16 protein-coding genes are annotated in these 24,397 nt (G+C 35.7%); 10 read left to right on the top strand and 6 right to left on the bottom strand.

Features of this window, described 5'->3' with window-relative positions; genetic code table 11:
- The first annotated feature begins 279 nt into the window (after positions 1-279).
- Complete coding sequence (locus GIY83_RS14390; RefSeq protein ID WP_208682030.1) at positions 280-3,186, top strand: FAD-binding and (Fe-S)-binding domain-containing protein; 2,907 nt, start codon at positions 280-282, stop codon at positions 3,184-3,186.
- Positions 3,187-3,411: 225 nt separating this feature from the next.
- Positions 3,412-5,346, top strand: coding sequence for an amino acid permease (locus GIY83_RS14385; protein ID WP_208682028.1), 1,935 nt, complete (start codon positions 3,412-3,414; stop codon positions 5,344-5,346).
- A 198-nt stretch (positions 5,347-5,544) separates the two neighbouring features.
- Here GIY83_RS14385 and GIY83_RS14380 read toward each other — a convergent pair whose 3' ends face one another.
- Positions 5,545-6,747 carry an aminotransferase class I/II-fold pyridoxal phosphate-dependent enzyme gene (locus GIY83_RS14380; protein ID WP_194616359.1) on the bottom strand — a complete coding sequence of 401 codons (1,203 nt, stop codon included), beginning with the start codon at positions 6,745-6,747 and terminating at the stop codon, positions 5,545-5,547.
- Between the two features lie 357 nt (positions 6,748-7,104).
- On the opposite strand from GIY83_RS14380, the gene GIY83_RS14375 reads away from it, so the two are divergent.
- The 3 genes from GIY83_RS14375 (at position 7,105) to GIY83_RS14365 (ending at position 9,941) form a co-directional block, all read left to right on the top strand.
- Positions 7,105-7,563 carry an Lrp/AsnC family transcriptional regulator gene (locus GIY83_RS14375; protein ID WP_194616360.1) on the top strand — a complete coding sequence of 153 codons (459 nt, stop codon included), beginning with the start codon at positions 7,105-7,107 and terminating at the stop codon, positions 7,561-7,563.
- Positions 7,564-7,832: 269 nt separating this feature from the next.
- Positions 7,833-9,236, top strand: coding sequence for a dihydrolipoyl dehydrogenase (gene lpdA, locus GIY83_RS14370; RefSeq protein ID WP_072964517.1), 1,404 nt, complete (start codon positions 7,833-7,835; stop codon positions 9,234-9,236).
- A 162-nt stretch (positions 9,237-9,398) separates the two neighbouring features.
- Positions 9,399-9,941, top strand: a complete 543-nt coding sequence (locus GIY83_RS14365; RefSeq protein WP_208682026.1) for a lipocalin family protein — start codon at positions 9,399-9,401, stop codon at positions 9,939-9,941.
- A gap of 87 nt (positions 9,942-10,028) precedes the next feature.
- Here GIY83_RS14365 and GIY83_RS14360 read toward each other — a convergent pair whose 3' ends face one another.
- Positions 10,029-10,403: a DoxX family membrane protein gene (locus tag GIY83_RS14360; RefSeq protein WP_208682024.1), complete on the bottom strand. Its 375-nt coding sequence runs from the start codon at positions 10,401-10,403 to the stop codon at positions 10,029-10,031.
- 208 nt (positions 10,404-10,611) lie between these two features.
- Entirely contained in the window at positions 10,612-11,508 is an 897-nt protein-coding gene (locus GIY83_RS14355; RefSeq protein ID WP_208682022.1) for a DUF4349 domain-containing protein, read from the bottom strand.
- A gap of 186 nt (positions 11,509-11,694) precedes the next feature.
- Between GIY83_RS14355 and GIY83_RS14350 the strand changes: the two genes are divergently transcribed.
- The 3 genes from GIY83_RS14350 to GIY83_RS14340 all read left to right on the top strand — a co-directional run bounded on the left by GIY83_RS14350 (position 11,695) and on the right by GIY83_RS14340 (position 16,677).
- Positions 11,695-12,993, top strand: a complete 1,299-nt coding sequence (locus tag GIY83_RS14350; protein WP_194616365.1) for an anthranilate synthase component I family protein — start codon at positions 11,695-11,697, stop codon at positions 12,991-12,993.
- Positions 12,994-13,271: 278 nt separating this feature from the next.
- Complete coding sequence (gene tilS / locus GIY83_RS14345) at positions 13,272-14,591, top strand: tRNA lysidine(34) synthetase TilS (protein WP_208682019.1); 1,320 nt, start codon at positions 13,272-13,274, stop codon at positions 14,589-14,591.
- Positions 14,581-16,677 (top strand): thioredoxin family protein, encoded by a 2,097-nt coding sequence (locus GIY83_RS14340; RefSeq protein WP_208682017.1) that lies wholly within the window; start codon positions 14,581-14,583, stop codon positions 16,675-16,677. The genes tilS and GIY83_RS14340 overlap by 11 nt, the downstream gene beginning before the upstream one ends.
- Before the next feature lie 273 nt (positions 16,678-16,950).
- On the opposite strand, the gene GIY83_RS14335 is transcribed toward GIY83_RS14340, so the two are convergent.
- The 3 genes from GIY83_RS14335 to GIY83_RS14325 all read right to left on the bottom strand — a co-directional run bounded on the left by GIY83_RS14335 (position 16,951) and on the right by GIY83_RS14325 (position 22,944).
- The gene (locus GIY83_RS14335; protein WP_065448139.1) at positions 16,951-18,267 is read right to left on the bottom strand and encodes an ammonium transporter; all 1,317 of its coding nucleotides are present in this window, start codon (positions 18,265-18,267) and stop codon (positions 16,951-16,953) included.
- 339 nt (positions 18,268-18,606) lie between these two features.
- Positions 18,607-19,914: an amidohydrolase family protein gene (locus GIY83_RS14330; protein ID WP_208682015.1), complete on the bottom strand. Its 1,308-nt coding sequence runs from the start codon at positions 19,912-19,914 to the stop codon at positions 18,607-18,609.
- 39 nt (positions 19,915-19,953) lie between these two features.
- The gene (locus tag GIY83_RS14325) at positions 19,954-22,944 is read right to left on the bottom strand and encodes an amidohydrolase family protein (protein ID WP_208682013.1); all 2,991 of its coding nucleotides are present in this window, start codon (positions 22,942-22,944) and stop codon (positions 19,954-19,956) included.
- 129 nt (positions 22,945-23,073) lie between these two features.
- On the opposite strand from GIY83_RS14325, the gene GIY83_RS14320 reads away from it, so the two are divergent.
- Both GIY83_RS14320 and GIY83_RS14315 read left to right on the top strand, forming a co-directional pair.
- Entirely contained in the window at positions 23,074-24,051 is a 978-nt protein-coding gene (locus tag GIY83_RS14320) for a Gfo/Idh/MocA family protein (RefSeq protein ID WP_208682011.1), read from the top strand.
- 78 nt (positions 24,052-24,129) lie between these two features.
- Positions 24,130-24,351 carry a hypothetical protein gene (locus GIY83_RS14315; protein ID WP_208682009.1) on the top strand — a complete coding sequence of 74 codons (222 nt, stop codon included), beginning with the start codon at positions 24,130-24,132 and terminating at the stop codon, positions 24,349-24,351.
- Positions 24,352-24,397 lie beyond the last annotated feature (46 nt).

Raw genomic sequence — 24,397 nt, 5'->3', positions numbered from 1 at the left:
TAAATTTAGGAGTTAAATCGACAATGCTGTAATAGTAGGTTTCTAAATGTTTGAGGACGTCTTGCAGAAAATTTTCCATAATTGTAAAAGGCGTAAAAATGTAAAATCTTAAAATTAGTGATTTGGGTATTTCGGCGTTTTACAGCATTAGGCTTTAATTTTATAAAATACAAGGGAGGTGATTACTAAATTGCCAATTTGTACCATTTTACCATGCTATATATTTATATTTGTTGTCTCAGTTTTTGAGGAAATATTTTTTTAAAACGCACCATTTACATGTTGACCCAATCTCAGTTAGAGCAATTCGCCGGTACGCTCGAAGGCACACTTTTATATGATGATCTTCATAAAACGCTTTATTCGACCGATGCCTCGGTATACCGTATAAGGCCCAAAGCTGTTGCCGTTCCTAAAACGATTCAAGATATTAGTAAACTAATCAGGTTTGCCGCCCAGCATCATCTATCCATTACGCCAAGAACGGCGGGAACTTCGCTTGCCGGACAAACAGTTGGTGAGGGAATTGTAGTGGATGTTTCGAAAAACTTTACCAAAATCCTGAATTTTGACCCAATAAAAAAAACAGTTACGGTTCAGCCCGGTGTGATTCGCGATGAACTGAATTTATTTCTGAAACCTCACGGTGTATTTTTTGGTCCTAATACTTCGACTACAAACCGCTGTATGATTGGGGGAATGGTTGGGAATAATTCATCGGGGACAACATCGATCAGATATGGTGTTACACGCGATAAAATTGTAGAGATCAAAGGGCTTTTGAGCGATGGATCTCAGGTAGTTTTTAATGAACTGACTTCGGCTGAATTTATCGAGAAAACCAAAGGTGATACTTTAGAAAATAAAATATATAAAAGTCTTTATGATGAACTTTCTCTAAAAGCAACGCAGGACGAAATTATAAAAGAGTTTCCAAAGCCGGAAATTCACAGGCGAAATACGGGTTACGCGGTTGATATTTTACTGAAATCGGATTTATTTGCAGGAACAGAACCGACAATAAATGTTGGGAAATTACTTTGCGGAAGCGAAGGGACTTTAGTATTTACAACCGAAATTACCTTGAAAGTTGATGATTTACCGCCAGCCAATAATATTATGGTCGTGGCGCATTATCATAGTATTCAGCAGTCGCTGGAATCTGTTGTGGTAGCGATGAAGCATCATTTGTATACTTGTGAGATGATTGATGATACGATTTTAGATTGTACTAAAACTAGTCGCGAACATATTAAGAACAGATTCTTTTTAGTTGGAGAACCAAAAGCGATTATGATGTTTGAAGTGGCCTCGCACGATCCGCAAGATGCCGAAAGGCAAGCCAATGCTTTGGTGGCTGATTTAGAGAAAAACAACTTTGGTTATGCCCTTGTAAAGATTTACGGCGCGGATATTGAAAAAGTAAATGAACTTAGAAAAGCCGGCCTTGGACTTTTAGGAAGTATTGTGGGGGATGATAAAGCAGCTGATTCTATAGAAGATACAGCAGTTGAATTGAGTGATTTACCGGCTTATATTGCGGAGTTTTCAGCCATGATGCTGCGTCACGGGCAAGGCGCCATTTACTACGCGCACGCGGGAGCGGGAGAACTGCATTTGCGTCCGGTTTTGAATTTGAAGAAAACATCTGACTTAAAACTCTTTAGAACCATTGCAACCGATGTGGCGATTTTGGTCAAAAAATACAGAGGTTCGTTGAGTGGGGAACACGGGGATGGAATTGTGCGCGGAGAATTTATTCCCTTTATGATTGGTCAGACTAATTACGAATTGCTCAAAAGAATCAAATTGGCCTTTGACCCGAATTCGGTTTTCAATATTGGCAAGATTGTAAACGCCTTGAAAATGGATGAAAACCATCGTGTGGTTTCAGGAAGGGTAGAGCCCGATATTAAAACATTTCAGGATTTCTCAGACAGTTTAGGAATTTTGCGTGCTGCCGAAAAATGCAACGGATCGGGAGATTGCAGAAAATTGCCATCGGCAGGAGGAGCGATGTGCCCTAGTTATCGCGCCACTAAAAACGAAAAAGAAACCACGCGCGCCAGAGCCAATGCCTTGCGTGAATATTTGACCTATTCTGAGAAAGAAAATAAATTCGACCAGAAAGAACTTTACGAAGTTTTTGAGTTGTGTGTGAGCTGTAAAGCCTGTGCGAGTGAATGTCCCAGTAATGTGGATGTGGCAACCCTAAAGGCGGAATTTCTATACCAATACCAAAAAGCAAACGGGTTCTCGACCCGAAATAAGATTTTTGCCCATAACGCAAAACTAAATAAAATGGGAAGTAAGTTTCCCTTGATTACCAATTTCATTTCCAATCAGTCCCTTGTAAAGAAAAGCATGGGAATTGCGCCGCAAAGACAAGTACCGCTTTTGGCGAGAAAGACTTTCAAGAAATGGTATGAGAATCATAAACCAGAGCAAAATAATTTCCCTAATGGACAAGTGTACTTGTTTAATGATGAATTTACCAATTATTATGATGTGAATATCGGGATTGATGCTTTCGAACTATTGACCAAATTAGGTTACCAAGTTTTGGTCGTAAACCATGAAGAAAGCGGAAGGACCTATTTATCGAAAGGATTTCTGGAAGAAGCCAAGAAGATTGCCAATATCAATATCAATATTTTTAAAGATCTAATTTCGGCAAAAGCGCCTTTAATTGGGATAGAACCTTCGGCAATTTTGACTTTTAGAGACGAATATTTACGTTTGGCAGATAATAAAGAAGCGGCTGAAAAAGTTGCTCAAAGCGCCTTTACGATTGAAGAATTCTTTAAAAAAGAAATCATCGAGGGAAAAATAAAACCGGATTCTTTCTCAGAAGAAAAAAAAGAGATCAAAATTCACGGACATTGCCATCAGAAATCATTGAGTTCTGTTGAAGCCACTTTCGCAATGCTGAATTTACCAACCAATAATACAGTTACTATTTACAATTCGGGATGTTGTGGAATGGCGGGATCCTTTGGTTATGAAAAAGAACATTACAAGGTCAGTATGCAAATGGGAGAAGATACGCTATTTCCTAAGGTTCGCGCTACTGGCCAAAACGTAAAAATCGCCGCGGCGGGAACCAGCTGCCGCCATCAAATTTTTGACGGTACAAGCAGGGAAGCGCAGCATCCGGTAAGTATTTTAAGAAGCTCTCTGAAGTGAGAGGTTTAAGTGCAGAGAGTTCCCCAAGATGTAAAACTTTTGCCAGAGGTTAGCAGATTAAATTAATTAAAATATGCTCCCTAAATGATTCTAATCTCTGGCAAAAAAATAATTCACAATAAAACAAAATGGTTTTATATATTTGAAATCAGGATATTTTTTGCATTATTTGCAAAATAAAACCGCAAAGACCGAGTTAAATTAATTTTAAAAGCAAAACCATATATGGCATTATCAGGTTTATTCCGAAAAAAAACGGTACAAGATATTCTGAAACAAGTTGCAAAAAACGAAGCAGACGGTCATAATGCATTAGGAAAACATTTAACGACCAAAGATCTAACTGCTTTTGGGATTGCTGCTATTGTAGGGGCAGGAATTTTTAGTACTATCGGAAAAGCCAGCGCAGATGGCGGTCCGGCGGTAATCTTTTTATTTTTATTTACTGCGTTGGCCTGTAGTTTTGCGGCTTTTGCATACGCTGAATTCGCCTCAATGGTTCCTGTTTCAGGAAGTGCCTATACCTACTCATATGTTGCTTTTGGAGAATTAATCGCATGGATAATTGGCTGGGCTCTAATCATGGAATATGCCGTGGGAAATATAACGGTCGCCATATCGTGGAGTGATTATTTTACCGGACTTCTCCAGAGTGGGGGAATTCATCTCCCGCAATGGATACAGATGGATTATCTCACGGCTTCAACTGGTTTTACAGATGCAGAAGCTCTGATGCAAAGCGGGAAATCTTTTGATAATTTAAGCGCTTCATTACAGACAGCCCATACTGCCTGGAGAACAGCGCCAACTATTGGTTCTTTTCATTTCGTGGCTGATTTACCAGCATTGTTTATCATTGTTTTAATTACAGCCTTGGTCTATAGAGGTATGAAGGAATCTCGTAACGCGAGTAACTTAATGGTGATTGTAAAGCTTTGCATAGTACTTTTAGTAATTGCCGTTGGTGTGTTTTATGTAGATACAGCCAATTGGGATCCTTTTGCGCCAAATGGAGTAAGTGGAGTTTTAAAAGGAGTTTCGGCTGTTTTCTTTGCTTATATTGGTTTTGATGCTATTTCAACAACTGCCGAAGAATGTAAAAATCCGCAACGTGATTTACCACGTGGTATGATGTGGGCGATCATTATTTGTACGATCTTATATATTGCTATTGCTCTGGTTTTAACCGGAATGGTACGCTATAACGAATTAAATGTTGGAGATCCTCTGGCGTTTGTTTTCGATAAACTAAACCTAAAATGGATGTCAGGAATTATAGCCGTTAGTGCTGTAGTGGCTATGGCGAGCGTTCTTTTGGTTTTTCAGATGGGGCAGCCTCGTATCTGGATGAGTATGAGCCGTGATGGTTTATTGCCAAAGAAATTCTCTACCGTGCACCCAAAATTCAAAACACCATCATTTGCAACAATTGTAACTGGTTTTGTAGTGGCAGTACCGGCCTTGTTTTTGAATCTTACCATGGTTACCGATTTATGTAGTATTGGGACATTATTTGCCTTTGTACTGGTTTGCGCAGGAGTTTTGGTTTTACAAAACAAACCAGAGATTCCAAGAGGTAAATTCAAAACACCTTATATCAATTCAAAATTTATTTTGCCTGTTTTAATGATCGCCGGATTGTATTATGCTTTCGCATTTAACAGTAAAGCTACAATGGCTTTTATTAATAATGATGCGCAAACAAACGACGCAACCACAATTATTACCTCTTTGGATAAAGAACAATCAGCAAAAGTTTTCAATTATTTACAAAGTATCGATATAGATAATAAAACTGCAAAAACGACCGATTTAGAACATTTATTGAGTCAGTATCAGGACAACGATGCCAAATATGCTCAGGTTGTAAAAGGATTGCCCATTAAGGATTCTTTAAAGTATGAATCAGGTTTTAGTTTATTTAAACACAAAATCCCAATGTGGATTTTCTTATTTGTTTTGGTAGGATTAGCCGTTTGGGCATTCAGAAAAAACTTGTCTTTAATTCCCCTTTTAGGGCTTATATGTTGTCTTTACATGATGGCTGAGCTAAGTGTTTGGAACTGGATTTATTTCACCATCTGGTTGCTCATCGGGCTTGTGATTTACTTTACCTACAGTAGAAAAAACAGTAAACTTAATTTTCCTGCAGAAGCATAGATGCTTGTAAAGTACAAATAGAAAAAGCCGTTCTGAAAAGTAATTCTCAGAACGGCTCTTATTTTTCATTGCCGATAATGGATTAAAAAATATTTTTTTCACGCAGCATTATGCAGATTAAATCAAATTTAATTTTTGATTTTTTAACTAAATAAAATCTACATGAAATAATCTTGGTAAATCTCTGCGAAATCCCCCCTATAAAACCCCAAGCTCCACCATACAGGCCTTCATCATTTCATATGTACGTTCAATATCGTTATCCAGCCCAATTGAAAAACGAATCAAGCCATCGGTTAATCCCATTTCATGTTGTTCCTCTAGAGGAATCTCACTAGAGGTCGAGGTTCCAGGCGCGCTGAATAGTGTTTTATAAAAACCTAAACTGACCGCGAGATAACCTAGGTTTCTGGCTTGCATTAATTCCATTAATTCATTGGCTTTAGCCAAAGTACCAACATCAATTGTCATCATTCCTCCAAAACCATACTCGGGATTAATCATCGTTTTGTATAATTCATGGCTTGGATGACTTTTTAATCCCGGATAAACCGTTTTAAGTCCGTCTTTTTCGAATTTATCCGCCAGAACATGCGCGTTATGACTGTGCTGTTTGATACGGATATGAAGGGTGCGCAGATTTTTCATCACAGAGGCCGATCGTAAACTATCCATAGTTGGTCCCAGAAGCATACTTGCTCCGGAATTTACATTTTTAAGTGAATTGATAAATTCCTTTGATGCGCAAGTCACCCCACCAACTGTATCGCTACTTCCGTTAATGTATTTGGTCAAACTGTGAATGACAATATCCGCTCCTAATTTAGCAGGAGAAACAGACAATGGCGAGAAGGTGTTATCGACCACCAGTTTCAAATTATGCTTTTTAGCAATCTTTGCCAAGCCGGCAATGTCAGCCACTTCGAGTAACGGATTACTAACAGTCTCGCAATACAAAACTTTAGTTTTTGTACTAATTGCAGCTTCTACAACATCGAGTTTTGTGATGTCTACAAAACTCGTTTCAATCCCGAAGCGAGGCGTGAAATTCTTTAAAAAAGCATACGTCCCACCATAAATTGTTCTGCTCGATACGATGTGATCTCCCGCACCACAAAGCTGTAATAGAGTAGGGGTGATCGCGCCCATCCCTGAGGCTGAAACATTTGCCGTTTCGGTGCCTTCCATTGCTGCCAAAGCCTGATCCAGATATAAGTTACTCGGCGAGGAATGGCGAGAATACAAATAACATCCTTCCATATTCCCCTCAAAAGTATCGAACATGGTTTTGGCCGAAAGAAAAGTATAAGTCGAAGAATCAGATATAGAAGGATTCACCCCTCCAAATTCGCCAAAGTATTGCAGATCCTGAATTTTGTCTGCCGGGTTAAAATTTTCCATAATAGTTTGTTGAGTTGATATTTTATTGTTTTTTATCATTATCATTGCAATTTTCAGGACCTATTTCCTGGTATCTGTTCTGGGCGAGCAACAGCGAACCGGCAAAGTAATCTTTTGCATGGAAGCCCCACGCAAAATGATTTCCACTTCTATCAGGTCAGGAGCACTTATTTTCAAAATAAATTCTATTCAAAATAACGTTTATTGTGAAAAATAATCAACTATACAGCTTATAATTAGGTTTTAAAACTATAAATATAGATTTATAGAGATTTTTAATCTAAATTTGATTCGGAAAGTATAACTCATTAGATTTTCTTTCACCTGCACAAAAAAAAGGATAAGCAAAAAAAGACTATGATATTAGACCCCACCGATAAAAAACTCCTGGTCTTACTGCAAAGCGATAGTAAAAAGACAACTAAAGAATTGTCCTTAAAACTCAATCTATCGGTTACGGCTGTTTATGAAAGAATTAAAAAGTTAGAGCGGGAAGGTATAATAAAAAATTATGTAGCATTAGTAGATAAAACCAAAATAGATAAAGGATTTGTGGTTTTCTGTCATCTAAAACTCATTCAGCACACCAAAGAATTTCTAACCAAATTCGAAAGTGAAGTCATCAAACTCCATGAAGTTTTAGAATGTCACCACGTGAGTGGTGATTACGATTATATTTTGAAAGTCTTAGTAAAAGACATGGAAGAATACAGGGAATTTCTGGTCACCAAACTAACCTCTTTACAGCATATTGGAAGTACCCAAAGCATGTTTATGATTAGTGAGGTAAAAAATTCTACCATCATCGGGTTTTAGAAGCCTCAAATGTTTTTGTTTCGTGTTTGATCTTGCTTTACTTTGGGTTCTTTACTTTGGCAGAAAAAGTCCAGACTCAGTTTTGCCAACCTCTGCAGATCTTTGTAAGCTTTACGATAAAATGTCCAATCCAAAAAAAACTTTTGCATCTTGGCGTCATTGCGGGCAAATTCTCAACCCAAAATTTCACGCAAAAAACATTGAGATTTAAACTTTAAACAAAACTTTATTGCTTAATTTTGTATCGCTAAAAATAAAATTTACAAACTATGAGTTCATTTGACGTAGTCATTATAGGTTCAGGTCCTGGCGGATATGTATCAGCAATTCGTTGCGCACAATTAGGTTTCAAAACAGCAATTGTAGAAAAGTATAACTCTCTTGGGGGAACCTGCCTTAACGTAGGTTGTATTCCTTCAAAAGCATTATTATCTTCTTCTCATCATTATGCCGAAATTGCACATTTTGCAGATCACGGAATTGAAGTTTCCGGTGATGTAAAAATCAATTTAGAGAAAATGATCGCGCGTAAACAAGCCGTTGTAGATCAAACCGTAGGTGGAATCAACTACTTGATGGATAAAAATAAAATCACTGTTTTCAATGGTTTAGGTTCTTTTGTAGACGCAACGCACATTGCAGTTGCTAAAGCTGACGGAACATCAGAAACTATCGAGACTAAATACGCTGTAATTGCTACAGGTTCAAAACCATCTTCTTTGCCATTTATCAAAATCGACAAAGAAAGAATTATCACCTCCACTGAGGCTTTGGCTTTAAAAGAAGTTCCAAAACATTTAGTAATCATTGGTGGTGGAGTTATCGGAATCGAGCTAGGACAAGTTTACCTTCGTTTAGGGGCTCAGGTTTCTGTAGTGGAGTTCATGGACAGAATCATTCCTGGAATGGATAGTTCATTGTCTAAAGAATTGACTAAGGTATTGAAAAAACAAGGAATGAAATTCTATGTTTCTCACAAGGTAAAATCAGTGGAAAGAAACGGTGATGCGGTTGTTGTTCAGGCTGAAAATGCAAAAGGAGAAACAATCACTCTTGAAGGAGATTATTCATTAGTTTCTGTTGGTCGTCGTCCTTACACAGACGGATTAAACGCTGATAAAGCAGGAGTAAAAATTTCAGATAGAGGACAAGTAGAAGTAAACGATCATTTACAGACTAATGTTCCAAATATTTATGCAATTGGCGATGTTGTTCGTGGAGCAATGCTGGCACATAAAGCAGAAGAAGAAGGAACTATGGTTGCTGAAATCTTAGCGGGTCAAAAACCACATATCGATTATAACTTAATTCCTGGTGTAGTATACACTTGGCCGGAAGTTGCTGCAGTTGGACAAACTGAAGAGCAGGTTAAAGCTTCAGGAACTGAATACAAGGTAGGAAGTTTTCCTTTCAAAGCATTAGGTCGTGCAAGAGCAAGTGGAGATCTTGACGGATTTGTGAAAATCATCGCTGATGCTAAAACAGATGAGGTTTTGGGAGTTCACATGATTGGAGCGCGTACAGCAGATTTAATTGCTGAGGCAGTTACAGCAATGGAGTTCAAAGCTTCTGCTGAAGATATTTCAAGAATGAGCCATGCGCATCCAACTTTTGCCGAAGCAGTAAAAGAAGCAGCATTGGCCGCTACAGATAATAGAGCTTTACACGTATAATCTGCGTTAAATTATATTTAAACCGCCAGCTTCTTGGGAACTGGCGGTTTTGTTTTATGATAGATTTATTTAAAGGTTTGTAAAAATGTAAAAAGCAATTATAATTCTGTAAAACAATTGTTTTGATTTCGGCTTATCTTTACAGGTCTAAAAGATAATGTTATGAGAAATAGATATATAGCTCCGGTTATCCTGGGGGCAGGAGTAGCACTTGCACTTTATTCCTGTGGAGCAACAATTCCGCAAAAGGCAAAAGCAGTAACTAATTTTGATAAATCGAAATATTTAGGAAAATGGTACGAAATAGCCAGGCTGGATTTTAAGTATGAAAAAGATCTGAACAACGTCACGGCGGAATATTCTCTAAACGATAACGGAACGATAAGAGTAGATAATAAGGGCTATAATGTCAAAAAAGACAAATGGGAAGAAAGCATAGGAAAGGCCAAGTTTGTCAAAAAAGACAATATTGGTATGCTTAAGGTCTCATTTTTTGGTCCTTTTTATGCAGGATATAATGTAATTGCTGTTGATGAAAATTACAAGTACGCACTTGTTGCAGGTGAAAACTTAAAATACATGTGGATACTCTCTCGAGAAACCACTATGCCAGAGAGTATAAAAGCGGATTACCTTATCAAGGCTCAGGAAATTGGTTATAAGGTCACTGATCTGGTTTGGACAGAACACAATAAGACAAATTAATAGAGATTATAACGTTGAGTCTTTATTAAATAAGAAACCCGGTACTCAAAAAAGTATCGGGTTTGTTTGTTTTAAAAGTAAACTGGATTATCTGGTAAAAACTGATTTATAATTATCCCAATATCTGTAGATCAAAAATAAGTTAGCCAGGAACAATAAAACCGCAATTGGTAAACCCTCAGGGGCTAAAAAATAATTGATAAACAAAATGTTTACCGTAATGGGTAAGATCAAAATATTGGCCAGTGTTACATAACGCCCCGTTACAAAAGCAATTCCGCAAAGCAATTCAATCGACTTTGCTAAAGGCATAATATAGGTTGAGGCGATTAAACCAACATTAAAAGCTTTAAAGTTTCCTGTTGTTTCCGGTTCAGGTGCCAGATGAAAGAAATAACTTATCGAAGCAAAAAGCAACAAAAGACCAATTAAAACGCGGACAATAATGGTAGCGATTTTCATAATACTAGATTTAATAAGGTTAAAATATATAATTTAATTGCTGATAAACATCTTAAATCTGAATTCCCTAATAAAATGAAAATCTGTTTTTATTGTTATTTTATTGAGGATTCAATAATCATTATAACTGTAAATTGTATTTAATTTAATGCTATATCAAATATAGCGAATTTTTCATTATCAAATCGCTAATTTATTAACACTTTTCTTATTTCTTTGCGTATTTTTTGTAAAGAAAAAATCCGCCTAAACCAATTAAAATAAATGGCCAAAGATTAATTAAGAAAACAAAAACTGATTCGAGAATATACCAGCCATTTTTAAGCGAATCAAGAATCTGCAGGCCTAAATTTGGCTTGTAAGCATTGCTGTTTTTCTCACTTGCCATTGTCTCTTGTCTAATGGTTTCATTTTGATAAAGCTGCAAAGTAATAGTGCTAAAATTAACCTGATCTTTTAGAGATAAATTATCAATAATTCTGCTATCGCTAGCTTCTTTTTGGTTGGCCAGGGTATTTTCGGCTTCAATAACATCATTTAGTTTTTTGCCTTTAGCATCAATTGCATTTTCAACTCTTTTTTCGGTTGAAGCGCTTCTTTTTTGCGAAAGCTGATTCGATAATAATTTCAACGACACATCATCGGCTTTGATGACTCTAAAGTCAAGAAAATCAATTTGTTTGGCAATAGTTTTTATAACAGTATCAAGCTGGGTGTTAGGAACGCGAATCGTAATGTTATTCTCGACCGTGTATTTGGTGGTTTCAAGGGTACTATCCTGACTGATTTTGGTTTTAATCTGATCGTGAATATTACTTTGTAAATTGGTATAAGTTACAAAACCTCCAAATTTTTGAGTTGCGTTTTCAATTGCATAGGTAGACTTGACGACATTCTTTACCTTGAATTTAATATCGGCAGTTCGAATAAATTTTTGCTTACTGTTTTTATCGACTACCGCTGCCGACGATGAAACAGCAGTGCTATCTGCTGAAACGCTCATATCGGCTGATTCTCCATACGAAGAGTTATCAGCTTTCTTACAAGAAAATAGTAATGCAATGATTACTACAGAGGTCAATGATAATTTTGCAATTGTTTTCATAAAGGTTTTAAAATTTGATTAATAAATAATGTTTTTTAGAATTATTAATTTTGATTTTATGTTAAAAATCTGTTTAGTTAATAAGTCTTAATTCGGTGTACTAAAAAGTGTGCCAATAATTTTTGAGTATTATTTTATCGAAGGATTTTTTTTGTCGTAATTTTGAAATCTAAAAATTATACTTTTTTGAGAGTTTCCATTCATAAACATATTTCAAATCCAGGGCACTTTAAACAACAACTTTTAAGCTGGTCGCAACAATTTCGCGAAGTAGTTTTTTTGGATAGCAATTCTTATCCGCAAGAATATTCCAGTTTTGATTGCGTGTTGGCTGTGGATGCTTTTACGTCTTTAAAAACCGATTTTCATAACGCTTTCGACGATTTAAAACAATATCAGCAAACGACCAAAGACTGGCTTTTTGGTTATCTTACCTATGATTTAAAGAATGATCTTGAAGAGTTAAAATCTTCCAATTTTGATGGTTTAAATTTTCCGGATCTGTTTTTCTTTCAACCCAAAAAGATTTTTTTATTGAAAGGAAATCAGCTTGAAATTCAATATTTATTACTTTGTGATGATGAGCTTGAAGATGATTTTCAAGAAATTGTTCAAACTCAAAATGATTCTTTTATCACCCTAAGCGGAGTTGAAACGGGCGGTGAAGTGAAACAAAGAATTTCAAAAGAATCTTATGTCGAAAAAGTAACAAAAATGCTCGACCATATTCATAAGGGAGATATGTACGAAGCGAATTTTTGTATGGAATTTTATGCTGAAAACGCGATTATAAATCCGCTTGAAAAATTTCAGAAACTAAATAAAATATCACAGGCGCCATTTTCGGTTTTCTTTAAAAATTACAAACAATTTTTACTTTCTGCCTCGCCTGAAAGATATTTAAAACGAGTAGGAGATACCTTGATTTCCCAACCCATAAAAGGAACCTCGAAACGATTTACAGATCCTGTCCAAGACGAAAGATCAAAACAGTTTCTGGAGTCAGACTCAAAAGAGCGTGCCGAGAATATCATGATTACAGATTTAGTGCGCAATGATCTATCACACACAGCTCAAAGAGGCTCCGTTGAGGTGGTAGAACTTTGTAAAATCTATTCGTTTTTGCAAGTGCATCAAATGATTTCCACGATAACTTCAAAACTAGATCCTCAATATTCGCCAATAGATGTTTTAAGAACTACTTTTCCAATGGGAAGTATGACGGGCGCTCCAAAGATTTCGGTTATGAATATTATTGAAAATCTCGAAGAAACCAAACGAGGTTTGTATAGCGGATCGATAGGGTATTTTACCCCTGAAGGCGATTTTGATTTTAATGTTGTAATTAGAAGTATTTTGTACAACCAGGAAAATAAATACGTTTCATTTTCTGTGGGAAGTGCCATTACAGCACAATCAATTCCGGAAAACGAATACGAAGAATGTTTGTTGAAGGCGAAAGCGATGCACGAAGTTTTGAAGTAAAAGTTAGCCAGAGATTAAAGGATTAAAATGATTTTTTTTCATGCAGTCCATAACTATTGGGAGCAGATCAAAACAGGTTTAATTTAGATTTTTGTAAAATTAATCTGCTATTAAATCTTTTTAAATCTGCTTGAGTCCATATAGAGAATCTGTGCTAATCTTTTTGATGTGTGGCAGAAAAGAAATAATTCGTACTAATTCATGCAATTCGTGGCAAAAAACATACGCTTAACAATTCATTTAAAAATAGATCGAATTTAATTTTTTACATTTATCGAATGTTTTCAAAATTTCAAAATCATATCATTTCAAGATTTCCATTTCTGGGAGATAAAAAACTTTTTCTTGCCGTTAGCGGAGGATTGGATAGTATGGTTTTATTGTATTTACTCAAGCAATTGCCGTATGAAATTGCGGTTTTACATTGCAATTTTCAGCTTCGCGGATTAGAAAGTTTTGGCGATCAGAGTTTTATTCAGGCCTATTGTGATCAGAACAATATTCCTATTTATACCACACAGTTTGATACCGAGGCTTTTGCTAAAGATTATAAATTGTCGACACAAGTTGCAGCACGTGAATTGCGTTACAGTTGGTTCTATGAACTTTTAGAAAAAGAGAATTTCGATTATATCTTAACGGCACATCATGCCGATGATAATCTGGAAACCTTTATTATTAATCTTACCCGCGGCACAGGATTAGAAGGCTTAACCGGAATTCCCGAACAAAACGATCGTATTATTCGTCCCCTTTTGCCTTTTTCCAGAGAAGAGATCCTGAAATATGCTGAAGATAATAATATAGAATGGCGGGAAGACAGTAGTAATGCATCAAATAAATATCTTCGAAATAAGATTCGCCACGATTTGGTGCCGATACTGAAGGAAATCAACCCTAATTTTTTGAATGCTTTTCAGAAAACACAATCCTATTTGCAGCAGTCGCAGGAAATGGTTGAAGATGCTTCGATTATGATTTATCAGCAAATTGCCAAAGAGCAGGGTGACGATATTCATTTTGATCTAAATCAGCTTAAAAAATTACCCAATTATAAATCGTATTTATACCAGTGGCTGAACGAATTTGGTTTTTTGGCCTGGAATGATATTTATGATTTGGTTGATGGGCAATCCGGAAAACAAGTGCTTTCGGCAGAATTTCGCTTACTAAAAAACAGAGATACGTTGATTTTATCACCTATTTCTGAAATGTCAGAAAAGGAAGAATTTGAAATTTTTGCAAACGATAAAGAAGTTAATTTTCCCTTAAAATTAAAGCTTTGTAACGTTAGTCACATAACAATAGATTCAAATAAAGCTATCTTTGTGGACGCTGAAAAAATCCAGTTTCCTCTTGTTTTACGTAAATGGAATCAGGGAGATATTTTTCAACCTTTTGGGATGAACGGAAAGTCGAAAAAAGTAAGTAAGCTTTTTAAAGATGAGAAATTATCGCTGATCGAAAAAGAAAAAACGTGGATTTTGTCTTCAGATAATCAGATTGTATGGGTTGTTGGAATCAGACAGGATGAACGTTTTAAAATTGAAAATGCCACAAATAAAATACTTAAAATAGAATTAGATAATGAACTTTAATCAATACCATCAAACGATAATGTCGAAAAGTGTTTGGAATAAAATCATCATATTTTTCCTGTTTTTTGCTTTTGCAAAAGGAAATGCGCAAATCCTGGAACCGGTAAAATGGACTTCTAAAATTGAAAAAAAATCAGGAAATAACGCCGTTTTAATTTTTGATGGAACAATTGAAAAAGACTGGCATATGTATTCGCAATTCACGCCGGAGGGTGGGCCTCTTGCGCTGGAGATTGCATTTAAAAATCAAAAAGGGAACTATACTTTAGTTGGCAAGGCTAAAGAAGGTAAAACAAGAACAGCATTTAATGATGTTTTTGGCGTAAACGAAACTTTCTTTGAAGGTAAGGCACATATCGAACAGGAAATCACCATCATAAATCCGAATTTAAAAACCGTTGATGTTGAGTTTGATTTTCAGGTTTGTAAAGAAGTTTGTATCAATTCCAATAAAAAATTCTCCATTGCAATTCCATCAACATTTAAAATGGATGCAGTTGCCAGTGTGGCAGAAGTAAAAAAAGATGAAACTAAAGTAGAAGGTCTAGCTGTTGATACAGTAAAACCAACAATTGAACCGCAGAAAACCGAAACTGCTAAAGTGGCTGTTGATGATGCTTCTTCTGCCAAAGAAGATGTTCCCGGGCCAGCTCCGGCAAGAAGTTTATGGTCTATCTTTTTTATTGCTTTTATATCAGGATTTGCAGCCTTGCTCACACCTTGTGTTTTCCCAATGATTCCAATGACGGTAAGTTTTTTTACCAAACAAAGTAAAAGCAGGGCAAAGGGAATCAGAAACGCTATTTTTTACGGACTTTCCATTATTGCTATTTATGTTATTTTAGGATTAATTGTAACTAAAATATTTGGTGCAGATGCATTAAATGCTTTATCTACTGATGTTTGGTTTAACTTAATCTTCTTTATTATATTGATCATTTTTGCTACTTCGTTTTTGGGAGCTTTCGAAATTATGCTGCCAAATTCATGGGGAAATAAAGTAGATCAGCAAGCAGACAGAGGTGGAATAATCGGAATATTGTTTATGGCTTTGGCCTTGGCAATTGTATCATTTTCTTGTACAGGACCAATTGTAGGGACATTACTGGTTGAAGCAGCTTCAAATGGAGGAATTGCTCCGGTGATCGGAATGTTAGGATTTTCTTTAGCATTGGCTTTACCCTTTATGTTGTTTGCAATGTTTCCGGGTTGGTTGAATTCTCTGCCAAAATCCGGCGGATGGCTCAATACTGTAAAAGTAGTTTTAGGATTCTTAGAATTGGCCTTAGCATTTAAATTTTTATCAAATGCCGATTTAGTTTTGCAGTTGCATTTATTAGAAAGGGAAGTTTTTATCGCAATCTGGATTGCCATTTTTGCAGCCTTGACTTTATATTTATTTGGAAAAATTACTTTGCCTCACGATAGTCCCCTACAACATATTTCGGTTGGAAGATTGTATTTAGGATTACTTACATTAGTATTTACAGTATATTTAATTCCGGGTCTTTGGGGAGCACCATTAAAATTGATCAGCGCTTTCCCACCACCACCGCAATATAGCGAAAGTCCGTTTGGAGTAGGAGGTTCTGGTAATTCAGGCGGAACTGCCGAGTCTATAAAAGGATTGCCTGATGGGGCTGAATTAGGACCGCATGGCATTATGGTTTTCCATGATTATGAAGATGGACTGGCTTATGCAAAATCAATCAACAAACCAATTATGCTTGATTTCACCGGCTATGCTTGTGTGAATTGTAGAAAAATGGAAAACAATGTTTGGTCTGAGCCAACTATTTTACCTATTCTTAAAAATGATGTTGTTTTGATCTCCCTTTATGTAGATGATAAACGCGAGTTGCCAAAAGAAGAACAATTTGTAACAACATCCGGAGATAAAATCATTACTGTTGGTGATAAATGGACTGATTTTATGATCTCAAAATATAAAACCAATACACAGCCATTATACATTATCACTGATTTAGAAGGCAAGAATTTAAACACTTCAAAGCCAACTATTAGTTATGTAAATGCTGATGAATATTTGCATTGGCTCAAAGAAGGAATTGGGAATTTTAAATAGAATTTGTTTTTTAGAATATAGAAGATAGATCTGAAATTATAATGACAAGGTTGAATTAATTCAAAATAAAAAGCACTCTGGGTAAAAAAACTTAGAGTGCTTTTTTATGTATACTGTAAATCCACAATCGCAGATATACATTCTACAATCTATGTTCAATTTTCTTTCTTCTATCTCCTTAATCTAAAGAAATGCTTAAAAGCAAAAAGCACTCTAAGTCAGACTCAGAGTGCTTTTTCAATTTTGGCTAGGTTTTGGTTTTGGTTTGTTTTTTTATAAAAATTCTCCGTGTTGAGAGATGTCTAATCCTAATTCTTCTTTTTCTTCAGTAACTCTTAGAGGTGTAATTTTATTTACAACAAAGAACAAGATGTAAGAACCTACGAAAGCGAAGATTGAAACGATTACCAGAGCAGTTAACTGGTTGATGAATAAAGTTGGAGTTCCGAAAATCAAACCTTGATTATCTCCAACAGCAGGATTAATTGCTTTAGAAGCAAAAACTCCTGTTAATAGCATTCCTACCATACCACCAACACCGTGGCAAGCAAAAACATCTAATGCATCATCAATTTTACCTTTAGGGAATTTACTCACTACTAGGTTACTAACAATTGCAGAGAAAGCTCCGATGAAAATTGCGTGAGGAATACTAACGAAACCTGCGGCAGGTGTAATAGCAACAAGGCCTACCACAGCTCCGATACATGCACCAAGTGCAGATAATTTATGTCCGATGATTTTATCAAGGAAAACCCATGCCATAGCAGCTGCAGCAGCTGCAACAGTTGTAGTTCCTAAAGCCTGTACAGCCAAGCCGTTTGCTCCAAGTGCAGAACCTGCGTTGAAACCAAACCATCCGAACCAAAGTAAACCTGTACCTAATAATACATAAGTAATTCTGGCAGGATTCACTTTTTGAATTTTTCTTTTTCCTAAGAAGATTGCTCCGGCCAATGCAGCCCAGCCAGCACTCATATGCACAACTGTTCCTCCGGCGAAGTCTAATACTCCCATTTTAAAGAAAACTCCATCAGGATGCCAGGTCATGTGTGCTAAAGGAGCATATATAAGTAAGATAAATAAAACCATGAATAATAAGTATGCCCAGAAACGTACACGCTCTGCAAATGCACCAGTGATTAATGCAGGTGTGATGATGGCAAATTTTGCCTGAAACAATGCAAATAACATAAAGGGAATAGTTGGGGCAAGACTCCATGCAGTGTTAGTGCCAACACCTTCAAAGAATAAATTAGTAGATGGATTTCCGATGATTCCTCCAATAGTAGGACCAAAAGCCAATCCGAAAGCAACAACAACCCATAAAATAGTAACAATTACCATTGCCATGAAACTTTGAAGCATTGTACTGATAACGTTTTTCTTACCTACCATTCCTCCGTAGAAAAATCCTAGTCCTGGTGTCATAAGCAATACAAATGCAGTTGCTACGATCATCCAAGCTGTATCTCCTGTGTCAAACTTTACAGCCTCTGCCGGAATAGGATTATCAGACAGGATAAAGTTGGATATAAAGGTTAGTACCAAAATAGTGATAAGGATCACACTTAAAATAATTTTTCGCATAGTTATTTAGTTTTAAATTTTTTATAAAAGTATAAAATCAATTGACACCCCTATAAAAAATAGAGTCAGATGTTTAATTTTTGTTAATTTTAGAATTTAACCCCCTGTATTTTGCGTGTATTTGTTAAAATGAACTTAAAATTTGTAATTTATTAATGAGAAACATCAAAATTTGCCTCTGAGAAGCTTTTGTTAACAGAAAAATGAAAGAATAATTTTAAATTTAAGAGTAATTATGTCCAACTATTTAAAGATTTGATCAGAATGGTGATAATTTTAAATAAAAAAGACATCAAATGAATTTCTCAAATGATGCCTTTTTTATAGAAAAGAATTTACTTATTTCTGGTTGTATTTCGCTTTGAATTTATCGCTGAGTTTGGTTTGAAAAGTTTCTAAATTAATTGATCTTCCCTGAATAAAGGCGCTCGTTAATTTATTTGTTCTCATATCCAGTGCATCACCTTCAGAGATAAATAACGTGGCATCTTTGCCTGTTTCCAGTGTACCGCAAGTAGCATCGATACCTAATAATTTTGCTGTATTTGAAGTAATAAGCTGTAGTGCTTTTTCTTTGTCAAGACCAAAAGCTGCACAGGTTCCGGCAAGGAACGGAAGGTTTCTTACACTCATACGTTCGTGATCGCCGCTGTTTTCAAGGCCTACCACAATAGCTTTATCAGTTAGTATTTTAGCCATTTTGTAGGGAAGATTTACATCCTGGTCGTCACTTGTTGGCATATCGTGAACACGTCTTAGTAAAACACCAACATTGTATTTTTGCAATACATCTGCTGATTTATAAGCTTCGAATCCTCCAACGATAACAATCTTTTTGATCTGGTTGTCAACGGCCAATTGTATTGCATCTACAATCTGTTTTTCTTCGTCGGCGTGAATATAAAGGGTTTGAGTTCCGTCAAAAATACCTTTTGTAGCTTCTAAAACTACATTTCTTTCTTTGGAAGGAGCCTGATTGTATGCTTTTGAATTGATTAGAAACGCAGCGATTTCTTCAACCTGTTTAGGGTAATCTTTATTTGCCTCGATTATTCCGGGTTCAAACCATGATCCTGATCTTTTAAAGTTCGATGGAAAATTAAGATGAATTCCATCGTTTTCTTTTAAGATTGCATCCTGCCAGCTCCATGCATCCAATTGTACTACTGAAGAAGTTCCTGAAATTCTTCCTCCACGTGGTGTAATCTGAGCAATTAAAATACCATTTGGACGAACGGTTTCTACTACTTTCGATTCTGAATTATAAGCAATAATACTTCTCACATTTGGGTTAAAACTACCAATTTCTTCCTGATCGTCTGATGATTTTACAGCGTCAATTTCTACCAAGCCCAGTGTTGCATTTGGAACTATGAATCCCGGGTAAACATGTTTTCCCCTGGCATCAATAGTAGTGTCATAAGCATTGGCAGCAAGTCTTATGGTTGTTGCATCGGCCACTAAGGTAATTTTCCCATCCTTAAAACCAATTGCACTATTTTCAATAACAGTTCCGTTGCCTAAATGTGCAGTGGCATTTAAAATTAAAACCGATTTGGTTTGTTTTGGTGCCGGTATTTGTTGTGCTTTTATTTGTACCGAAGCGCAAACTGCGAGCAGCATTATATAGATGTTTTTATGTATCATATTGTCTTTTTTTAATCTTTTCGAATTATAACACCTTAATTATTGTTCTAAAGTATCACAGTGATATTCTGTTTTTTCCTTTTTTGTAGGTTGTTGCGTGCTCATGCCTTTGTTTTTTTCTTGTAGCATTTGCCCAATGAGCAAGCTTCTTTCTTTGGTAATAGCCAATTGTTTTTGGGCATCTTTTTCAATATCAAAATAAACAACACCTTCAATAATTGTTTTTTCGGCTTTAGCATAAATAGATAAAGGATTCTCGCTCCATAATACAACATCAGCATCTTTACCTACTTTAAGGCTTCCTACTTTATCATCAATATGTAATAATTTGGCAGGATTCAGCGTTACAAATTTCCAGGCATCTTCCTCGGAAATATTTCCGTATTTTACTGCTTTTGCAGCTTCCTGATTCAATCTTCTGGACATTTCGGCATCATCAGAGTTATAGGCTACGACCAATCCTTGGTTGTGCATAATTGGCCCGTTGAACGGAATTGCATCATTTACTTCAAATTTATATGCCCACCAGTCAGAGAAAGTCGAAGCTCCAACTCCGTGTTCTTTCATTTTATCAGCTACTTTATAACCTTCAAGAATATGGGTAAAAGTGTTTACTTTAAAATTGAATTTCTCTGTAACATTCATAAGCATCAAAATCTCTGATTCTACATAAGAGTGACAGGTAATAAAACGTTCTTTATTGATAATTTCAGCAATAGTCTGTAGTTCTAAATCAACTCTTGGCGCTTTTCCTTTTTTCGATCCGGCGTTGAATTTTTTCCAGCTTTCGTCATATTCTTTTGCACGTTGAAAATAATCGGTAAAAACCTGTTCAACACCCATTCTGGTCTGAGGAAAACGAGTAGGATTATCAATTCCCCAATTGGCTTGTTTTACGTTTTCTCCCAAAGCAAATTTGATAAACTTGGGTTGGTTTTTGTATAACATTTCGTCTGGAGAAGCTCCCCATTTCCATTTTACAATTGCAGAACGTCCGCCAATAGGGTTTGCAGATCCGTGTAACAATTGAGAGATGGTTACCCCTCCGGCAAGATCCCTGTAAATATTAATATCTTCAGAATTCACAACATCCTGAATTGTAACTTCGGCAGTAGAGTTGTGCCCCATTTCGTTTACACCCTTAGATATAGCGATATGCGAGTGCTCATCGATAATTCCGCTGGTAATATGTTTGCCTTTGGCATCAATAACACTAGCAGATGCATCTGAAAGATTTTTACCAACAGCAGCAATTTTTCCGTTTTTAATTAAAACATCCGTTTGGGTTAAAACACCTTCTTTTTCATTTGTCCAAACCGTAGCATTTTTAAACAATAAGGTCTGAGCCGTTAGTTTTTTAGCATCACCAAAGGCCACGTTCGGGTAAGTTAAAGGTAGAACAGGATTTGGTTTTTCTGGTTTTACAGTATCTTTTACAGCAACAAATGCACTTGTTTTTAAAGCTGTCCAAACTAGTTCATCTCCGTTTGCAAAAACCGCTTTTCCCGATAAACTTTCCGGTTTTTCTATAAATCCTGTCAAACGGGTAAAGTTAGCTTTGATAGTATCTGCAGGTTTGATCAAAAGGGAAATCCAATTTTTAGAAACTGCAAAAGTGCTGTTTACTTTTTTATCGTCAAGAGTAGTTATTTCAGATTTTGGAGCATTAGCAGTTCCTTCAATTTTCCATTTGTAAGTATCTTTTCCAACCGTTAAATTGTAGTTGCCGCGAATGTCTTTTGAATTAATATCATTTACAACATATTTAGTTCCCTGAACCCAGTTTTCGTATAAAACTGTTTTTTCGTCAAAGATTTCACCTGAGGTAATGACAAAATTGGCATAACTTCCGGTTTTTAAACTTCCAATTTCATTGCTTTTTCCAAGAATTGCAGCCGGAATTGTAGTGAGGGCTTCTAAAGCTTTTGTTTTATCAAAACCATATTTAATGGCTTTTAATAAATTAGGTTTAAAGTCTTCGGTCTTTTTTAGTTTGTCTGTCGTAAGGGCAAAAACAACACCATTATCAGATAATATTTTTAGGTTTGATGGCGCCTGATTCCAAAAACGCATATCGTTCAATTCGATTTGATTGGATAAATATGGATTTGAAACATCATAAGCTTCGGGAAAACTTACCGGAATGATAAATTTAGCATTCGTATTTTTGATTTCGTCGATTCTTTCAAACTCATTTCCACTGCCTTTTAGAATATAGTTTAAACCAAATTCCTTAGCAATTTTAGCCGCTCTCAAACTATTTAATTTGTCTTCTGTAGTAAAGATTTGAACCAGCTTTTCGTTATTTGCCAAAGCTTCTAGTGATAAATCTTTAGTATCAGAATTTCCTTTTTTGTACCAATCCAGATCCAGATACATTTGACGCAGCAAAGCCATCATACCCATTAATGAACTCGGATAAGCCTGATTTGTTAGAACGCTTCTCGAAAAAGCAAGGTGATTGGTAATTTTACTGGCAATAATTTGTTTACTGTTTTCAGTATTATTCAGGGCAACCAAAATTCCGGTTCCCTGAGCAATTCCGTCAGCAATATGCGTTCCAACAACTCCAAAGCCAGCTTTTAGTAATTCTTCGGCTTTAGGCTGGTCGTACTTAAAAGTCTCATAAGTGTTTACTTCTGGTCTAACGCTTTCATTCCAATAATAACCCACTCTTTTTGTATCATACAAAGGATCGCGGAAACGGCCTAAATTGCTTTTTGGTTTTTCAATTCCAAAACTTGTGTAGATATCAATAAAGGAAGGATAAATTGTTTTTCCTTCAAGATCGATCGTAATACTGTTTTTAGGAATGGTGACAGTATTGCCAACTGCAACAACTTTACCATCCTGAACAAGTAAAGTTCCTTTTTCGATTTTTTGAGTTGGCGTAACATAAATGGTGGCATTTGTAAAAACAGTGTAATTTTTGTTTTTGTTTTGCACACTTTCATTAATAGGGAAATAATCCTGAGCATATGTTTTTGTTAAAAAAACGCTCAAAAAGAGTAAGAGTAGGGCTTTTTTCATAGTTAATTTGCAAATTTGTTGCTAAAATTATGAAATATATGTTGTCTATGATTTATTTTTATAAATGTTTTTTCTTTATTTACATTACATTTTAATTAAACCCTTGATAAGTAGCTCTTATAGCATAATATGAAAGACGATAATAAAATAAAATGGGGTATTATTGGCCTGGGAAACATTGCAAATCAATTTGCCACTGATTTATTGTTAGTACAAGATGCAGCATTATTTGCAGTAGCTTCCAGAGACCATAATAAAGCAATTGAGTTTGCCAAAAAGTACAATTGCGCAAAATCCTACGATTCTTATCAGGCGCTTTTTCTGGACGATCAGATCGATATCATCTACATTGCAACTCCACATGATTCCCATGCCGAATTATCTATAAAAGCACTAGAAAACGGAAAACATGTTTTATGCGAAAAGCCACTGTCGCTTTCTACTAAAGATGCAATGCGAATGATTGAAGCTTCAAGAAAACACAATAAGTTTTTTATGGAGGCATTCTGGACACGATTTATTCCGTCAGTTAAAGAGGTTTTAGAAAAAGTAAACCAGGGAGTAATTGGTGATATCAAATCCATTAAAGCCGATTTTGCTTTTTATGCAGATGAAAAACAGGGAGGCAGACTTTTTGATAAAAATCTTGGCGGAGGAGCTTTATTTGATATTGGCGTATATCCGTTATTCCTGTCTTATCTATTATTAGGTATGCCAAAAGAAATTATGGCAAAATCTATTTGTAATAAAAACGGAATCGATTTGCAAACTTCCATGATATTGCACTATGAAAATGCACAATCGATTTTGCATGCTTCGATAGTTTCTGAATCTGATATGAAAGCAACTATAAGCGGGACAAAAGGTCATATTCAGCTCAATTCTCCATGGTATATTGCTGATGGCTATTCTGTTTCTAAAAATAATAAAGAAGAAACTTTTAGTTTACCAAACTCAGGCATAGGATATATGCATGAAGCAATTGAATGCCATAATTGCATTAGAAACAACCAAATCGAAAGTAAGCTTTGGTCACATCAGAATAGTCTGGATTTGAGTAAGATTGTCCAGGATATTAAAAATCAGATTGGGTTGAATTTTTCTTAATACGATTCTATTCAAAAAAGAATAAATTTCTTCAGAATAATAAATAATACATTTACAAGTAAACTTTAAATAAATAAAATGAGTTTCAAAATTACAAAAATGCAAGATTTAAGTATTGCCGATTTAAAAGCTGCTTATGACTTTAATGAGATGAAAATAAAAAGTTTAAAGAAGTCATCTAAAAAAACTGGTGCTGTTGATTTTAAGAAAAGTGAAGGTTATCAAGACTTATTAGTATATAAAGCAAATCTTTATAAAGAATTAGAAAAAAGAGTTAATTCTATTGAAGTAATATGGTAGCATTAAAAACAGCTTGAAATTGGATTGAATTTTTCTTAATCGAACA

This window comes from Flavobacterium sp. SLB02 (genome assembly GCF_009664855.1).
GTDB lineage: Bacteria > Bacteroidota > Bacteroidia > Flavobacteriales > Flavobacteriaceae > Flavobacterium.
The sequence above is the reverse complement of the archived record's forward strand: the minus strand, read 5'-3'. Positions and strand labels throughout refer to the sequence as shown.

Excerpts from the sequence above, each read along its gene's own strand:
- GIY83_RS14330 (WP_208682015.1), bottom strand. The coding sequence starts at position 19,914 with ATGATACATAAAAACATCTATATAATGCTGCTCGCAGTTTGCGCTTCG.
- GIY83_RS14375 (WP_194616360.1), top strand. The coding sequence starts at position 7,105 with ATGATATTAGACCCCACCGATAAAAAACTCCTGGTCTTACTGCAAAGC.
- GIY83_RS14335 (WP_065448139.1), bottom strand. The coding sequence starts at position 18,267 with ATGCGAAAAATTATTTTAAGTGTGATCCTTATCACTATTTTGGTACTA.
- GIY83_RS14385 (WP_208682028.1), top strand. The coding sequence starts at position 3,412 with ATGGCATTATCAGGTTTATTCCGAAAAAAAACGGTACAAGATATTCTG.
- GIY83_RS14360 (WP_208682024.1), bottom strand. The coding sequence starts at position 10,403 with ATGAAAATCGCTACCATTATTGTCCGCGTTTTAATTGGTCTTTTGTTG.
- tilS (WP_208682019.1), top strand. The coding sequence starts at position 13,272 with ATGTTTTCAAAATTTCAAAATCATATCATTTCAAGATTTCCATTTCTG.
- GIY83_RS14325 (WP_208682013.1), bottom strand. The coding sequence starts at position 22,944 with ATGAAAAAAGCCCTACTCTTACTCTTTTTGAGCGTTTTTTTAACAAAA.
- lpdA (WP_072964517.1), top strand. The coding sequence starts at position 7,833 with ATGAGTTCATTTGACGTAGTCATTATAGGTTCAGGTCCTGGCGGATAT.
- GIY83_RS14315 (WP_208682009.1), top strand. The coding sequence starts at position 24,130 with ATGAGTTTCAAAATTACAAAAATGCAAGATTTAAGTATTGCCGATTTA.
- GIY83_RS14355 (WP_208682022.1), bottom strand. The coding sequence starts at position 11,508 with ATGAAAACAATTGCAAAATTATCATTGACCTCTGTAGTAATCATTGCA.
- GIY83_RS14365 (WP_208682026.1), top strand. The coding sequence starts at position 9,399 with ATGAGAAATAGATATATAGCTCCGGTTATCCTGGGGGCAGGAGTAGCA.
- GIY83_RS14320 (WP_208682011.1), top strand. The coding sequence starts at position 23,074 with ATGAAAGACGATAATAAAATAAAATGGGGTATTATTGGCCTGGGAAAC.
- GIY83_RS14380 (WP_194616359.1), bottom strand. The coding sequence starts at position 6,747 with ATGGAAAATTTTAACCCGGCAGACAAAATTCAGGATCTGCAATACTTT.
- GIY83_RS14390 (WP_208682030.1), top strand. The coding sequence starts at position 280 with ATGTTGACCCAATCTCAGTTAGAGCAATTCGCCGGTACGCTCGAAGGC.
- GIY83_RS14340 (WP_208682017.1), top strand. The coding sequence starts at position 14,581 with ATGAACTTTAATCAATACCATCAAACGATAATGTCGAAAAGTGTTTGG.